This is a genomic window from Rhizobacter sp., from assembly GCA_021153565.1.
GTDB lineage: Bacteria > Pseudomonadota > Gammaproteobacteria > Burkholderiales > Burkholderiaceae_C > Albitalea.
In genome coordinates this window covers 1-15,388 of sequence record JAJKJU010000111.1, presented here as the reverse complement: position 1 = coordinate 15,388, position 15,388 = coordinate 1, and the positions used below count along the sequence as shown (strand labels likewise).

Annotated in this window: 17 protein-coding genes; 13 read left to right on the top strand and 4 right to left on the bottom strand. The window is 60.9% G+C overall.

Translation table 11 applies throughout. From position 1 onward, the window contains the following. The coding region (locus AC30NL_RS06955; RefSeq protein ID WP_489463281.1) for a hypothetical protein at positions 1-199 on the bottom strand (199 nt) is incomplete at its 3' end. A gap of 390 nt (positions 200-589) precedes the next feature. On the opposite strand from AC30NL_RS06955, the gene AC30NL_RS06950 reads away from it, so the two are divergent. The 3 genes from AC30NL_RS06950 to AC30NL_RS06940 all read left to right on the top strand — a co-directional run bounded on the left by AC30NL_RS06950 (position 590) and on the right by AC30NL_RS06940 (position 3,923). After that, positions 590-2,350 carry a sensor histidine kinase gene (locus tag AC30NL_RS06950; RefSeq protein WP_489463280.1) on the top strand — a complete coding sequence of 587 codons (1,761 nt, stop codon included), beginning with the start codon at positions 590-592 and terminating at the stop codon, positions 2,348-2,350. Continuing rightward, complete coding sequence (locus tag AC30NL_RS06945) at positions 2,347-3,141, top strand: response regulator (protein WP_489463279.1); 795 nt, start codon at positions 2,347-2,349, stop codon at positions 3,139-3,141. The genes AC30NL_RS06950 and AC30NL_RS06945 overlap by 4 nt, the downstream gene beginning before the upstream one ends. Before the next feature lie 392 nt (positions 3,142-3,533). Next, positions 3,534-3,923, top strand: a complete 390-nt coding sequence (locus AC30NL_RS06940; RefSeq protein WP_489463278.1) for a VOC family protein — start codon at positions 3,534-3,536, stop codon at positions 3,921-3,923. Positions 3,924-4,417: 494 nt separating this feature from the next. On the opposite strand, the gene AC30NL_RS06935 is transcribed toward AC30NL_RS06940, so the two are convergent. Genes AC30NL_RS06935 through AC30NL_RS06925 form a run of 3 tightly spaced genes read right to left on the bottom strand, consistent with a single transcriptional unit; the run spans position 4,418 to position 6,605 of the window. Beyond that, a complete protein-coding gene (locus AC30NL_RS06935) occupies positions 4,418-4,861 on the bottom strand; it encodes a TadE/TadG family type IV pilus assembly protein (protein ID WP_489463277.1) in 444 nt (147 codons plus the stop codon). Next, complete coding sequence (locus tag AC30NL_RS06930; protein ID WP_489463276.1) at positions 4,858-5,343, bottom strand: TadE/TadG family type IV pilus assembly protein; 486 nt, start codon at positions 5,341-5,343, stop codon at positions 4,858-4,860. Before AC30NL_RS06930 ends, AC30NL_RS06935 begins: the two co-directional genes overlap by 4 nt. Positions 5,344-5,354: 11 nt before the next feature. After that, complete coding sequence (locus tag AC30NL_RS06925; protein ID WP_489463275.1) at positions 5,355-6,605, bottom strand: pilus assembly protein TadG-related protein; 1,251 nt, start codon at positions 6,603-6,605, stop codon at positions 5,355-5,357. Between the two features lie 565 nt (positions 6,606-7,170). Between AC30NL_RS06925 and AC30NL_RS06920 the strand changes: the two genes are divergently transcribed. The 10 genes from AC30NL_RS06920 (at position 7,171) to AC30NL_RS06875 (ending at position 15,040) form a co-directional block, all read left to right on the top strand. Beyond that, positions 7,171-8,124, top strand: coding sequence for a phosphatase PAP2 family protein (locus tag AC30NL_RS06920; protein ID WP_489463274.1), 954 nt, complete (start codon positions 7,171-7,173; stop codon positions 8,122-8,124). A 622-nt stretch (positions 8,125-8,746) separates the two neighbouring features. After that, complete coding sequence (locus AC30NL_RS06915) at positions 8,747-9,145, top strand: response regulator (RefSeq protein ID WP_489463273.1); 399 nt, start codon at positions 8,747-8,749, stop codon at positions 9,143-9,145. Between the two features lie 101 nt (positions 9,146-9,246). Then, a complete protein-coding gene (locus tag AC30NL_RS06910; protein WP_489463272.1) occupies positions 9,247-9,489 on the top strand; it encodes a Flp family type IVb pilin in 243 nt (80 codons plus the stop codon). A 73-nt stretch (positions 9,490-9,562) separates the two neighbouring features. Further along, positions 9,563-9,751: a Flp family type IVb pilin gene (locus AC30NL_RS06905; RefSeq protein ID WP_489463271.1), complete on the top strand. Its 189-nt coding sequence runs from the start codon at positions 9,563-9,565 to the stop codon at positions 9,749-9,751. A 150-nt stretch (positions 9,752-9,901) separates the two neighbouring features. Then, positions 9,902-10,090, top strand: coding sequence for a Flp family type IVb pilin (locus tag AC30NL_RS06900; protein ID WP_489463270.1), 189 nt, complete (start codon positions 9,902-9,904; stop codon positions 10,088-10,090). A 62-nt stretch (positions 10,091-10,152) separates the two neighbouring features. Further along, entirely contained in the window at positions 10,153-10,689 is a 537-nt protein-coding gene (locus tag AC30NL_RS06895; protein WP_489463269.1) for an A24 family peptidase, read from the top strand. A gap of 93 nt (positions 10,690-10,782) precedes the next feature. Next, complete coding sequence (locus AC30NL_RS06890) at positions 10,783-12,189, top strand: DUF8689 domain-containing protein (protein WP_489463268.1); 1,407 nt, start codon at positions 10,783-10,785, stop codon at positions 12,187-12,189. After that, the gene (cpaB, locus tag AC30NL_RS06885; RefSeq protein WP_489463267.1) at positions 12,186-13,052 is read left to right on the top strand and encodes a Flp pilus assembly protein CpaB; all 867 of its coding nucleotides are present in this window, start codon (positions 12,186-12,188) and stop codon (positions 13,050-13,052) included. The genes AC30NL_RS06890 and cpaB overlap by 4 nt, the downstream gene beginning before the upstream one ends. A gap of 35 nt (positions 13,053-13,087) precedes the next feature. After that, positions 13,088-14,740 (top strand): type II and III secretion system protein family protein, encoded by a 1,653-nt coding sequence (locus AC30NL_RS06880; RefSeq protein ID WP_489463266.1) that lies wholly within the window; start codon positions 13,088-13,090, stop codon positions 14,738-14,740. Positions 14,741-14,767: 27 nt separating this feature from the next. Then, entirely contained in the window at positions 14,768-15,040 is a 273-nt protein-coding gene (locus AC30NL_RS06875; RefSeq protein WP_489463265.1) for a hypothetical protein, read from the top strand. Positions 15,041-15,388 lie beyond the last annotated feature (348 nt).

Genomic DNA, 15,388 nt, shown 5'->3' with positions numbered 1-15,388 from the left:
GTCGAGACACCCCCCGTTCAGGCTGACCCTTCGATACCTCAGGGCAGGGTACGCCTGCGGCGTATCGAAGCCCCTTCACGACGCCACCAAAGCCCTTCGATCGCGAAGCGACCCAGTCCTGAGGTATCGAAGGATCAGGGCGAACGGCTATTTGCAGCAGCAGCAGCAGCAGCAGCAGCTTCAAGCGACAACTGTCCATGGATGCCACCCGAGAACATTTCGTCGAGACACCCTCCGTTCAGGCTGACCCTTCGATACCTCAGGGCAGGGTGCGCCTGCGGCGTATCGAAGCCCCCTCACCACGCCTGCAATAGCCCTTCGATCGCGAAGCGCGGCCATGTCCTGAGGCATCGAAGAATCAAGCCGAAAGGGACTTCTTTGCAGCAGTAGTCGCGATCTCGAGCGACAAAAAACTGTCAGCCCAAACCCAACCCTGACCCAGGAGCCAACTTTCCATGGTTATCGATCCGTCATCTCTCCGTCAACAATTCACGAGAAGCCGCGAGTCGTGGGGTGAAAACTTCCGGAATGGCCGAACACCGCGAACGGCGCCCCCACAGAACGACAAGCACCTGCTACAAAGCAATAAATGAAATCAACAAGATCACAGGGTGCAGTGCTATACGGACCGGTTGCCGAGTCGATTCCGGCGTCGGATCAAACACAGCGCAAGCTGGCCACGCCAGCTGAAAGCGCGGTATTTGGCACGCGCAATCCGGGCTTTGTTCCTTCGGAATTCGCGTTCCTGCGATCCGTTGCCGGCATGCGTGCACTGCTGGTTTTGCTAGGAGCCTTTGGCCTCCTGGTGCAATCCGACATCCAGTTGCGACATCCCCCTTTGCTGTTGACACCGTATGTCGTTTGGGTCGCCATCTTGTTATGGAAGACCCTGGGCGGGTGGTCTCACGCGGCATCGAAACTGTGGCCGTGGGTCGACGCGGCGACGCTGCTGCTGGCTTCATGGTTATTGCCCCAATCCGGCCCCTTGCTCAGCGCCTTGACCATGTTGCCGGTCGTGGCGTTGGCACTGATCGGCGGGGCAGCACAGGCCACCGCATTGGCAGCGGCCAGCGCAGCAGCCATGCTATTTCTGGCGCGTTGGCAGTCCAACGTCGGCGAGCTGCCGTCATTGCCCCTCATCGCACCCATCGTGATGCTGGCGTTTGGTCCAGCCACCGCGCTCATCGCGCGCCCGAGCCGCGAACTGCGCCAGCGGATGCAATTGCTCGACCAATTCAACGCACGGTCCGATCCACGTCAGGGCTTGCGCCATCAGGTCGACGTGCTGCTCGAGCTGCTTGCCGACCATTTTCATTTGACCGAGGCCACGATCAGCCTTCAGGGGCCACAGCCTCGCATCTTCCAGTGGCGTCCCGACAATCACGGCCAAGATCTCACTGAAGCAGAGGAATTGACGTGGCGCGAGCGCATTGCAGTTCTGCCTCGTGACCTGGGCTGCATTTGCACAACAAATGGCAGAGACAAAGACATCGCCGCATTCAATCTGAACTCGGGCACTCGGGACAAACTGAGCGACGTTGCAATGCTGGCTCTTCACGCCAATGTTCCGCAGACGATTGCCCTGCCCTTGATGAGCTATGGCCAGCCGCTGGGCTATCTCTGTTTGCGTCGAGATAGTCCGGCATTTGTTCCCGCCGACCTTCGGTGGCTGCATGACGTGATGCGCGAGACGCTGCCCTTGCTGGAGCGCAGCGACCTGCTCGAGCAGCTTCAGCGCGAGACAGCATCGCGAGAACGCGAGCGCATTGGGCGTGACTTGCACGACAGTGCCGTACAGCCCTATCTTGGCTTGAAATACGGCCTCGAGGCCTTGGCCAGAAAAGCCGGCCCGCACAACCCCATCGCATCGAATGTCCGCGAGCTGCTGGAATTGACCACTCAGGAATTGGGCACTCTTCGCGACGTCGTCAGCGGCTTGCGCAGTGGTGACGATCCCAATAGCGATAGTGCATCGTTGGTGGCGCTGCAGCGGCAAGTGGCAAGATTCGAAGCCCTTTATGGCTTGAAGGTGCACATCTTCGCGCCGCGGGCCCCGCATCTTCGCGGATCGGCTGCGAGGGCCGTCTTGCACATGGTCAATGAAGCGCTGACCAATGTTCGCCGGCACACGTCAGCCAGTGCCGTCACGATTTTGTTCGACGTGCATCAGAACGATGTTGTTCTGCGCCTGCGCAACGATCATGGCGCGGGAAAACCCACGCCTCCTGACTTCTTGCCAAGTTCTCTCACCGAGCGTGCCACCGAGTTCGGGGGTACCGTCACGGTGAGCCACGAGGCAAACTTTACCGAGATCACCATCACCTTGCCCATCATGGGAGCCATTGGATGAATCACCTTTCCAACATCGGTCTGCCGAACGCACAAGCTGTCACGAGGCCGATCCGCGTCATGCTTGCCGATGATCACGGCGTGATGCTGTGGGGCTTGCGCCAACTCATAGAAAGCGCCGGCCCTTCGATGGAAGTGGTGGGCACGGCCACCACCTGCAATGAACTGGTGACGCACCCTGCACTCGCGCAAACCGATGTCGTGCTGCTCGACCTGAGCCTGCGCGACGCCAATGCCCTCGATTGCGTGCCGGGACTCGTCAACGATGCCGGCGTGAAGGTGCTGGTGCTGACGGGCGAAACCAACCCAGCGAAACATCGCGATGCCGTGATGCGTGGTGCACGCGGCATCGTGCTCAAGTCTGACCCCACCGAAAACGTACTGCGGGCAATCGAGCGCGTGCATGCGGGCGAGGTCTGGCTAGACGGGTCGCTGATGTCGACCTTGCTTGGCGGCATCCCGGGCATCACATCAAAGCGCGGCGCACTCGCTGAAGAACTATCCCGCCGCCATGACTCGCTCACCGCGAAAGAGCGAGAAGTTGTCAAGGCGATGGTGCAGCACCGGGGCGCGAAAGGCCTGGTTGTCGCCGACGCCCTCGGAATGAGCGCACACACCTTGCGCAACCACCTCACCGTCATCTACAGCAAGCTTGGCGTTCAGGGCAAACTCAACCTCTATGCCTATGCAATCGAGCAAGGCCTCGCGAATCCGCCGGCTGCGCCCATGCGACCCGCCGGCTTGCCGTCGGCATGGGGCGCGCTGGGTTCCTATGCCGGGTCTGCTGCTTGATTGACAGAGACGACGGTCGCATCGTTTTTGATTCATTGGATCGTCATCCAGTTTTGGTTCTCGCGCCGAGCCGCGCGCTCTTGCGTCATGCCATCTCGAGCTTGGTGACGACGAAGTGCTGATCTGACTTGAACAGGCCGAATCACTCGGAAGAGTTTGGATGCCAGCACGTTTCAGAGCAGCCGTTGTCAGGATTCGGTGCGAACCAACACCCTGTCGAAGGGTGCACCGTGTAAGCGTCCATTGATTGCGGTTGCCGCGTCGCCTATATACCAATCAGGCAGATCGACCGGCGGGATGGCCTGTCCGCCTCGCCGTGCTTCGGCGCCACTCGCAGCGGTTGGATCCGCGCAGTTCGACCGTCCCGTTTGTTGCATCAAAAGGAGCCATTCATGCTGACGAATTCCCACATCACCACGATTCTTCCGGTTGTGAAAATGGACCGGGCGCGGCAGTTTTATATAGACAAACTCGGACTCGTCCCCGATGGCGAACATGCCGATGGATCATTCTGGATGCACGCTGGCGATGGCGGCACCGTGGCCCTCATTCTTCGGTCCGATCGCAAACAGTCGGAGCACACCGCGATGAGCTTCGAGGTGGTCAACCTCGACTCCGAGATCAATGATCTCGAGCGACGCGGCGTGAAGTTCGAGGACTATGACCTGCCCGACCTGAAGACGGTGAACCATGTCTTCTCCACCAGCGACGAAAAGTGCGCCTGGCTCACCGATACCGAAGGAAATATCCTCTGCTTGCACCAGAGCATGCGTTCGCACTGAAGCAATCAGCGCCCTGCGCTTTGCCGTAGGGCGCAGCGATCTTTCACAAACCGGGTTGTGGTTGACGGGGTTGTGGGGCGGTGACGACTTGGTCGCGCCTCGAGCCTTCGAGGGCATTCCCATCGTCACGCCCGATCAAGCCCTACAGCGCCTCTGCACCGGCTGAGGTGCTCTCCCAATCCCAACCCCAACCCCAACCCGTTCAGACTGAGGTATCGAAGCCCTTCGCCGCATTGACCGATTTCCGCTCATTCTGTCGAGGCCCGATCAGGAGGAGCTGGGCCTTCGATACCTGTGATTGACCGGACACGAGGGAGGCTTCGATACGGCGCAGGCGTATCCTGCCCTGAGGTATCGAAGGGTCAACCCGAACGGGGAGGTGGCGGAGTGGCGGAAGCGCGGGACGAACGGAGAGGTGGGATGGCGCACGCGCACGACGGCGAGGCGCTGGTATCGCAGGGGCCGGCGGATACACCCCGCCAGCAGACAGCCGGTCAGCTGCAGACCGTGTTGCTGCCCGGATCCTGCCCCATGATTTCCCGCGGCAGATACGTCGAAAAATCGGGAACAGTCAGCGCTGAAAAGCCGATCCAACCCACTGGCGAGATCGGTGTGATCGTCAGACCCTTGACGCTCACCGCCACGCCGGCACAACTCGTGCTGTCGCAAGAGGCGCTGATATTTCCACTCCCGTCGTACCAGTCGACTTGCAGATTTGCACCAGTGATAGGTATGAACTTTTGCATTTCTGCGAGGACCCGGGAAGCGCCCTTGTCGCAGACCACGGACACCCGGGCACCCACTCGCGTAGCTTCAGCCGCAGAGTTCCAGGTGAACAAAAGACGGCCAAAGTCCATGATGCCCAACAGCACCGTGAAGAACACGATCGCTATCAGCGCGAACTCGACGATGGCCACACCCCGTTGGTTGCTTTTCATGATTGTTTGCGCATGGTTACGCTGATGTCGCCGAAGGTGATTGAGGTCGTCGCACCCGATCCCCCGGTATACATGCGTGTGAATATCAAGAGGTCGATCACCGGGTTGAACTGATAGCCCTTGATGGTGACCGTGACGGTATCGATGACAGGAAGGCTGCCCTGGCTGTAGTTGGACGCGCATCTAGGGAGGTCCGCCGGATCGCAGATATCCACCATGGCAGTAGTCAGCCCCGGCATCAAAGACGAGCCTGTGCCAGCAGGGTTGCCGTAAACCACCAGATTCCTCGCCTTGCCCTGAGCGGTCGCGTTCCCTGACGCCTGCGTAGAAAGGTAGCGCGATGCATCGCGTGTCGACTTCGCAAGCGTGTTGTACGTATAGATCGCTCGCCCGAACTCGGTCGTTGCAAAACAGATTGCCAAGAGCAAAGGCAGTATCAGTGCCAGCTCAACCGCCGCGACGCCGCGTTGCTTGTATTTCATGACATGCGCTCCTATTGCACCAAGGCAGGGACCAGCGGGCCAGCGGTTCCGCCCACCAGCCCATTTGTGCTGCAGGGGCTGCTGGAGTTGCCGGCATTGCCGAGGAACTCGAGTTGGATGGTGGTCGTGGGGCCACTGATCGGCTGCAGCATCAGCATGCATGCATAGTCGATGACTTGGGATGCCGCCGAAAGTATGGGTACGAGAACGATGCGTTTGCTTTCACCCAGCGATTGGTGCTGCCCGCCAACGCCGGGGCTTGCAAGGTCTTTGTACCCGCCCTTCATGTTCAGGCCGGTCATGTTGTCGCCGTCTTTGACTACGGTGGTGGTATCACCGTAGCTCGCATAGGCCTGACGCTTGAGCTTGAAGTTTGCTGCGGTCAAAGCCGACCCAACCGCTGGGGTGCCTGCAAAGGCGTTCTGCGGCACAGCATTCTTCCAATTGGTTGATGTGTAAGCGTAGCCCGAATAGTCGGGCCTCATGCCACTGGTGGCGGCATCGCCATTGTTCTTGTAAATGCCGAATCGAGCATTCCATTCGTCGTCGAGACTGACTTTCGCGCCGGGCGTGCCCAGCGTGTCGCCGATCCTGGTTCCGCAATATCCAGTGCCGGCCATTTCCTTCTTGGTTTCGCTAGCGCTCGTCGAGCCGTCCAGGTTGTACCAACCCATTTCCGAGGGGTCGGTTTTGGTCGGGTCATAGAGCATTGCGACCCATTCGCCCGTCAGATAGCCGTAGTTCGGTGAGGTGCCCCCAGGCCTTGATCTCAGACCAACGGGAATTGGGCAGGTGCTTTGCGCGTGGGAGCGCGTCGCCACCGCGACAGCCCCCACAGAATTAGTTGTTGAGCCACCGACCATCTGGATCAGGTAGTTGGTAATCCCGTCTATCTTGTGGGTGCACTTCGCATATCGAGCACTGCTCGGTGGAATTGTCTTGCTGTAGATGCCAGGGAGCACGTCGTTAAAATTCACATCAGCATCCGTGATTCCGGCCGATGCTGCTTGATACTGAACCTTGTTCGCATTGCCGGCCGTTCGACCCGCATTGGTGGCGCGGGTGAGAGCGTCAGGCGCGCCGTCCAGCTCCTGAGCCGCCGCCAGGCTGCAACTGTCGAGCGCAGATTGGAGCTCTGTCTTGGCGACGAACATGCCGCCCGCATCGATGACCAGACCGCCGAAGCCCAACAGAACGAACAGTGTCAGACCAACCAGTGGAAGGACGGCGCCGCGCTGTTTGACGGGTACGCGATTGAGCATGTGAATCACCTTGCAAGGAAGTGGAAGAGGCGCCCTTTATTCAGGCTCATCGTTGGTGCTTTACTCTGCTTCGCTGCGATTGCGACTGCATCAGCACTTTGTCCCAGTTCGGGAGGGAAAAAGCTACCGACGTATGCCGTGGTCGACTGCAGCACCAGCCACGTCGTCCGGCGCTTTCGCAAGCCACGACATGTCCGTGCTTTCATTTGCATGCTCGGACTCCGTTTGAAAATGGCTTCAGAGAAATGCTACGGAGCACGATGGCCCGAAGCGAGAGCGTTTGCTCCTGTCGACGGCAGGAGATTTCTCCCCCTTTGGTTGCGTGCACGGTCACCTCTTCATCGTGGCTCTGGTGTTCCACCATCCATGCATACGGGTTAACTCTCACCCCGGCCCACGACGCAAGACATTCGACCGATTAGGGGGGACAAAACTCCCACGCGCGCTCGCACTTCCTCCCATGACCGCGGCTGCGTCCCAGATTGAAACTCCTACCAGAGCCGCTGTGCGCATGGCCGCGCATTCGGCGACGCAATCGAACACACGTTCCCATCGAGCTCGTTGCATGCACAACACACGAACACCGCGCTTCTTGCAGGCCGCACTCGAGGTCCTTGGCCGGCACAACCTGGCATGGACGCTCACGTGGAGCGTGATCATCCTGGATGCCGTGTGGTTGCTGCTCACCGAATGGTCGCTGCCCTGGCGCGGAGTCGTCGTGGCCGCGATTGCAGGGGCGGCCTTCCTTGCACCGCTGGCAATCGGCCGCTATCGCCGCGATCTGCGTCTTTACACCACGCTGCGGGCTGCAGCATTGCTCATCATGTTCCAGGCCGCAGGGGCAACCCTGAGCTACTTGGTCGTCGGAACGAACGCTGCGCTGGTCGACGCGACGCTGGCGGCCTGGGATCGTGCCTTGGGCTTTGACTGGCTGGCGCTGCAGGCATGGATTGCGAACCATCCAAACATACAAACAATGCTCAGTTTCGCTTATCAGAGCGGAATGATGCAATTGATCTTCGTGCTCCTGTTCCTGGGCTTCTGTGCACGCGCCGAGCAACTCGACCAATTCATGCGACTGTTCATTGTCGCCACATTGCTGACTATCGTCGCGTCGGGCTTCTTCCCTGCGGCCGGCACGTGGCAACACTATGCGCTGGCCGAAAAACTGGATCTGTTGTCCTTGTCCCATTTCGATTTGTTGCGCGACGGTCGCATGCGCGACATTCCGCTGGGGCAACATATGCAGGGCCTGATCTCCATGCCATCGCTTCACGCAGCGACGGCGGTCCTGCTCATGCATGCCATGCGTGGAACGCGTCTCGTGCCAGCATTCATCGCCCTCAATCTCGCAATGCTGGTGTCGACCCCGATCGACGGAGGCCACTACCTTGTCGACGTGCTGGCCGGCATCGCACTTGCCGTCGGACTGATCGCACTTGAGCCCCGGCGCAGCGCACGCCCTCGTTCAGCCGTTTACCCAGTTACCAATGAAGGTCTGCGGGCAGCGCACCAATGAATACCGCCACCGCTACCTTGTCGGCCGAGCCGGCACGCGCTGAAGCACTACCGATGACAACATGGGCACCGAGTGGAGCCACTTTTGGGGCGGTCTTCGCTCCCTCTTCCTCTGGGAGACGGCTGGGGTGAGGGCCGTGGGCGGTGAATAAAGCCATTGGTTGCCATCACCGCAGCCCCTCACCCAACCTCTCCCCAGGGGGGAGAGGAGCCAATACAAGACCTTGAAAGGGGTGGTATTGAAGCCCGGTCACGATGGTTCACTAGCCTTTCGATGCCTCAGGGCGAACGGGTGTTGTTCTGAGTTCATCCGGATTGCCGATAACAACGCGTCGAGCAAAAAGAAGATCTCGGCCGGCTGAGACTATCCGTCCGCCATCCAAAAGTTCGGCGCCGATCAGGTCCGACTTGAGGAGTCGTTCCTCTGCGACGCAAGGACCTACGCACGCACCCCATCGCCCCGCGCTCAAAAATCGCCAGACGCCTGCCCCCTCCCCATTCGCGGCAGTACAAAGCTCCTATTTCCTCCCCGCACACCTGACCTCGCGCAGGACCTCGACCAACCCTACTCTTGAGCATCGGCTGGCCATGGGGGCGAGCCGCACTCAACATGGATGGTTGCGATGCCAGTTGAAGGCCCGATCAAGGTGCTCGTCGTCGACGATCACGCCAGCATCCGCAGAGGCCTCTGCAGCCTGATCAATGTCGAGTGGCCCCACCTGACTTGTGTCGGGACGGCGGCCACGGCAGCGGAAGCGCTGAGGCTGACGCGAGAGTGCCAGCCCCATGTGGTACTGCTCGACATCAATCTGGCCGGCGAGGACGGCATGGCTTTGATCACAGTGCTTCGAAGTCTGGTTCCGTGCGAGATCGTCATGGTGACCAGCCTCTCGGACCCGCGAGTCGCCACACAGGCGCAGCGTCTGGGCGCGCATGCCTGCCTGCACAAGACTGCGCCCGCAGCACAGCTGGTGGCCGCTGTCTTTGCGGCACATCAAGCCCATGACCGTGCGTCCGTTTGAGGAGGTAGGCGTTTTGTCCTATGCCTCTGGGAGCAAGCACCCATCGGCGCAAGGCAATAACAACGATGTGCGCGACGGCCCGGATACCTAAAGTAAGCACCATGGATCGCACCCCAACACAAGCAGCAGAAAGGACCGGCATGTTGAGCGACGGCAAGAGCGTCACCCGGTTCGCCGCTGGAATGGTGCGTGAAGAGGACGGAGTGACCACGATTGAGTACGCGCTGCTCGCCGCATTGATTGCCATGGTGTGCATCGTTGCCTTCCAGGCGACGGGCATGTCGTTGAAGGCGCTGTATGCGTACTGGAGTGCTGTGGTCATCGCTGCACTGCAAGTTCAGTAAAGGATTTCAGCCTGGAGACGGGTTGATTTTGGAAGCCGGCAACGGCATTGTTTTTCAACGAAGAGGAAGCATCATGAAACTCGTTCAATTCATCAAGACCTTTGCTCGTGAAGAAGATGGCGTCACGGCCATCGAATACGGTCTGATTGCGGCTCTGATCGCGATCGTGATCATTGGCGCCGTCACGGTAGTTGGCAGCAAGCTTTGCGGGACCTTTAACAAGGTCGCGACTGCGCTCGGCGGTACAGCCGCTGCCTGTTAAGTATCGAACGCGACGGAGGTCATCTATGGCCTCTCTCGTGACCGAACTCGGAGTCGCTGTGTTCAGTGACCTGCGCGCCCGGCGCAGCCCGAACGCACTTGTGGCGATCGGAATCGCGCCCGGATTCTTGCTTCAGATAGGTAACGCATCATGAAACTAGTTCAATTCATCAAGAACTTTGCTCGTGAAGAAGATGGCGTCACGGCCATTGAATACGGTCTTATTGCGGCGCTGATTGCGATCGTGATCATCGGCGCCGTCACGGTGGTTGGCAGCAAGCTTTGCGCCACGTTCAACGCGGTCGCAGTTGCGCTCGGCGGCACGGCTGCTGCCTGTTAAGTAACGAACGCGACGGAGGTCAAGAGATGTCTGCCTTGGATCTACTGTTTATGGCTTCTCTCGTGACCGTACTTGGAGTCGCTGTGGTCAGTGATTTGCGCACTCGGCGCATCCCGAATGTACTCGTGGCGACCGGAATCGCGCTGGGCTTCTTGTTCCAGATACTTGCGCCCGAAGGTTATGGTCTCTTCGCCCGGTGGTCGGGTTCAATCGGGCCGTTGCAGGGCCTGTATGGCCTGCTCGCCGGTCTTGCGCTCTTCATGCCTTTCTACGTTTTACGCACATTCGGTGCTGGAGACGTGAAGCTGCTCGGAATGGTCGGTGTCTGGTTCGGACCGAGGCCAATGATCGGCGTGTTCCTCCTGAGCATGCTCGCCGGCGGCGTGCTCGCCCTGGTGGTGGCTCTGTGGAACCGTTCACTGCGCCAGGCCCTTAGCAACATCCGCTTCATGGTCACCGACGTGGTGGTGCGCGTCACATCAGGTGGTGGCCCCCAAGTGCCGACGCCGGCGCGAACGAGTGGCCGACTGCCATATGCGCTCGCGATTGCTGTCGGCACGAGCCTCGAAGTAGCGCTGTTGAAGGGGTGGTGGCATTGAGCACCCTAATCATTGAAGACCACCAAATGACACCGCCTGCGGCACTACCGCTGAAGTAGTACGCGTCTTGACGCATTAAGGAGTTTGAACACCATGGCTTTGCGCGTGATTTCCAGTCCCACACCGAGCGAATCGCTTGCTGTGGACCATGCCTTCGAACAGGCTTCTCACGGAAGCAATCAGCATGTCGAGGTCAGCGACTTGCCCGCCGCGCCTCGCACGGTCGAAGAAACCGGCCTGCCCTTGCTGCTGATTTCCGAGCTGGCGCTGAAGGTGATGCATCAGCACGGGCTGACCCACCTGCATGAACTCTCGGTCCACCTGAAGCTGAGCGCCGCGCTAATCGACAACTTGTTCATGCATCTGCGCAAGGAAGCGCTGATCGACGTTCGCCGCCGCGGCACGCTCGATGGCGACGTGCAGTACCAGTTGACGCTGGCAGGCCGCAACCGTGCGGCCGAGGCGTTGACTCGCAACCTCTACAGCGGCCCCGCGCCGGTGCCGCTCGCAGCATACGCGGCGCGGGTCGAGGCACAGAGCGTCAGCTCGATGGGTGTCACCCGACGCGAACTCGAGCAGGTCTTTGCCAATGTGGTGGTGCGCCCCGAGGTACGCGACCAACTCGGCGCTGCTATGAATTCGCGCCGCGCCATCTTGCTATACGGCCCCCCGGGAGCGGGCAAAACCTACCTGTGCGAACAGATGGCACGCCTGCTCACCGGCCACATCGCTGTCCCCCACGCAATCGAGGTTGACGGAGAGATCATCCGTGTCTTCGATCCGCTGGTGCACCACGAGGTGCCTGCCACCGACGTCCCATGCCACACGATCGACAGCCGCAGCCGGACAGATGCCCGCTGGGTTCTGTGCGAGCGCCCGATGGTGATGGCCGGCGGCGAGTTGACCCTCGACATGCTCGATCTGGTGTACGACGCACGCGCTGGCTATTACCAGGCGCCACCGCACTTCAAGGCCAACAACGGGATCTTTCTCGTCGATGACCTGGGCCGCCAATTGGTCACGCCGCGCCAGTTGCTCAACCGCTGGATCTTGCCCATGGAACACCGGCACGACTACCTGATGCTGCGCAATGGCAGCAAGTTCCGCATCCCCTTCGACACGATGCTGTTCTTCTCGACCAACATGCAGCCATCTGAGGTGGCCGATGAGGCCTTCCTGCGGCGCATTGGCTACAAGATCTTCGTCGGCGAGGTTGCGGTGGATGACTACCGCCGCATCTTGCGAGAGGTGTGCGATGAGTACAAGGTGCCCTGCGACGAAGAAGTTTTCGACATCCTCGTAGAGGGACTTCACGAGCAGCATGGCCGCCCTCTGCTCGCCTGTATTCCGCGCGACCTGGTCGGCCAGATCGTCGACTACGCCGCCTATCACGGCCGTGAGCCAGAGCTGACCCCCGACATGCTGCATTGGGCCTGGCACAACTATTTCGCAACCCAACTGGCTCCCGCTGCGGCTGCCAACATGGAGAGGACATCATGAAGAGCACCCGAGGTATGTTCATGCTGCTGGTGGCCTTGCTGGCCGGAGGCGCAGCGGTGTTGTTCGCGTCGAAGTGGATGAATGCGCAGGCCAAAAACAGCGGGCAGATTGCCGTGGCCGCGGTCGACGTGGAGACGGGAGCGAGGCTGGTGCCGGAGATGCTGCGCATGGTCACCTGGCCGGCCGGCAACGAGCCGCCAGGGGCATACGCCGATCTTGCTGCACTCAACGGCCGTGTCGTGAAGACATCGCTGACACGCGGCGAACCGATTCTTGAGGGCAAGCTGGCACCCGCCGGCACCAAGGGAGGCCTCTCGGCCGTGGTGGCTGAGGGCCGGCGCGCAATCACTGTGCGTGTGAACGACGTGATCGGCGTGGCCGGGTTTGCCTTGCCCGGCAATTACGTGGACATCATGGTCAACACGCAGAGCGACGCCGGCAAGCGCGGCGACCAGGACAAATCGATCAGCAAGATCGTGCTCGAACGCATCCTCGTGCTCGCCATTGCACAGGAAGCGAGCCGCGACGAGACGAAGCCGAAGGTGGTCAACGCCGTCACGCTTGAAGTCACGCCCGAACAAGCCGAGAACCTCGACCTTGCGCGCAGTGTCGGCACGCTGTCGCTGGTGTTGCGCAATCAGGTGGACCCGAAGCCCGGCTCCACCGAGGGCGCAACCAAGACCTCAATGCTCAGGGAAATGCATGTGCCGCAGGCCGCGTCCGCACCCAAGGCTGTGACGCCCAGGCGCAGCGCGCCCCGAGTGGTCGTGGCGGCCGTGGCAGCACCTGCTCCTGAGGCACCGAAGAGCACGAACTGCGTCGAGGTGATCCGCGGCACGGTCAAGTCCAACGAGTGCTTCTGAGATTCACGACATTCACATCAACGATGGGAAACATGATGCGCACCCAACTCCGCCCCTTGCACCCTGTGTGGGTCCCTGCGATCCGAATCATCGTCGTGGCGATGATCGCAGGCTTGTCAATCCGTTCCGCCAATGCGTCGCCGCAGACTGCAGGCGGCGTCAAGATGGCCGCCACAGCGCCGGCACCGCAGCGCAACGCAGTGGCCGCGGCTGTCGTCAGCTCGGTGAGTCCCACGGCCCCATGCGGCCGGGTGGAGATCGCGCCGGCAGTGAACGTGAGCGTGGGAAAGTCCACGGTCATCCGGCCTGTCAGTCCGATCACGCGCATCTTGCTGGGCAACCCTGATGGCTCTCGGGCTGCTCGGCCGGTCGAGAGCAAGGGCAAGGATCGCGATGCCGACGTCAGCACCACATCCGATGACAAGACGCGACCCGGCGTCGCTGAACTCGATGTGCTGCTGCTCAGCCCGACCGAGGTCTATCTGCTGGGCAAGAGCATCGGCTCGACCAACGTGGTGCTGCTCGACAAGGCGGGCCAATGCACGGCCTTCGACGTGGTGGTGAACATGGACACGGGTGCGTTGCAAAACGTGATCGGCCAGTTGCTGCCCGAAGAAAAGAACCTGCGCGTCACCTCTGCCTTCGATTCCATCGTGCTGACCGGCTCGGTCACCGATGCCGGTGCCGTGATCCGTGTGATGGACCTCGCCAATGCGTATGTGCGCGGCTCGGGCGGCGGCTCCGGTGCGAGCGTCGCGGGAGCCAACCCGCGCATTGTCAACATGCTGTCCACCGCCGCGCCGCAGCAGGTGATGCTCGAAGTGAAGGTGGCCGAGGTCTCTAAGGCGCTGATTGACAAGCTGGGCATGCAGTTCAGCGGGTCGAAGAGCAAGGGCGACTGGACCTATAACCTGCTCGCGACTTTCCTGACCGGCGGTAGCGGCGTGGCAACGGCCGTGAAGTCGGTGAGCGGCATCGCGGTGACTCTGGACGCCCAAAAGGACGACAGCATGGTGAAGGTCCTGGCCGAGCCGACGGTGATGGCGATCAGCGGGCAGAAAGGCAGCTTCCTGGCCGGCGGCAAGATCTTCATTCCGGTGGCGCAGGAGAACAGCGGCGGCGGCCGCACCATCACGCTGGAGGAAAAGCCGTTCGGCGTATCGGTTGCCTTCGTGCCGACGGTTCTCGATGGCGGACGCATCAACCTCGAAGTCGCCACGGAGGTTTCCGAGCTCAATCGTGACGGCATCGGCATTTCTGCACCTGGTGTCAACGGGCTGGCGGTGCTGCCCTCGTTCACGTCACGCAGCGCAAAGACAACGGTGCAGTTGATGGATGGGCAGAGCTTCGCCATCGGCGGCCTGATCAAGAACAACAGCACGGCGAACATCAAAGCGTTCCCGGTCCTTGGCGAGTTGCCGATCGTCGGCGCCTTGTTCCGCAGCACCGAGTTCCAGACCGACAAGTCTGAACTGGTCTTCGTGATCACCCCGCGCCTGGCCAAGCCGATGCCGCCGCACTATGCGCTGCCGACAGACAGCTATGTGCCGCCGACACGTGTGGAGCTGCAGGCTCTTGGCCAGCTCGAAGGCAGGCGGCAGGAAGAAGCGCCCCCTGCGGCGACGGCGGCCCCGGTTCCCCCGGCAGCTGCAGGCAGTGCACCTGCGGGTGGGTTTCAGGTCAAGTAATCGGGCAAATCAACGAGGAGTCCTGTGATGAAAACCATTCTTCCGATCGTCGCCGTATTGGCCATGACTTTCTCCGGTTGCGCTACGGCACCCGAGTGGGAACGCAACTTCGGCGATGCCGCGCGGCAGACGCGGGCGGCGCAAACCCTCGACCCGAATGCGTCGAGCCGCAATACCGCGCTCGCCCCGACAGATGGCAAGGCTGCGGCAGGCGCGATGACCAAGTACGCCGAGTCGCATGGCTACGCGGTCAAGGAAGGCAAGCAACCGGTGTTGGTGCTTTCCACGGGCGGCCGCTAAGGCCGGGTCGAAGACTCATCTGCCGAGTTGTGGTCATGCAAAGAATTTGGTTCGGAACAACTTCCCAGAGTCTGTGCGGGCTGTGGGATTCCCAAAGTCCGTGGGGGCTGAGCTATTCCCAAAGTCCTTTCGGGCGGCACCTGTCTCCGTTCGGGTTGCACCTTTCCGTTCGGGCTGCACCCCTCTCCGTTCGGGCTGAGGTATCGAAGCCTCAGCCCGTGGTGGAGGGCTTCGATACCTCAGCCCGAACGGGTGGGGGCGCGGGTGGGAGCGCAGTTAGGCGCGACCTCCGTTCGGGCAGCACCTTTCGGGCGGCACCTTTCTCCGTTCGGGCAGCACCTTTCGGGC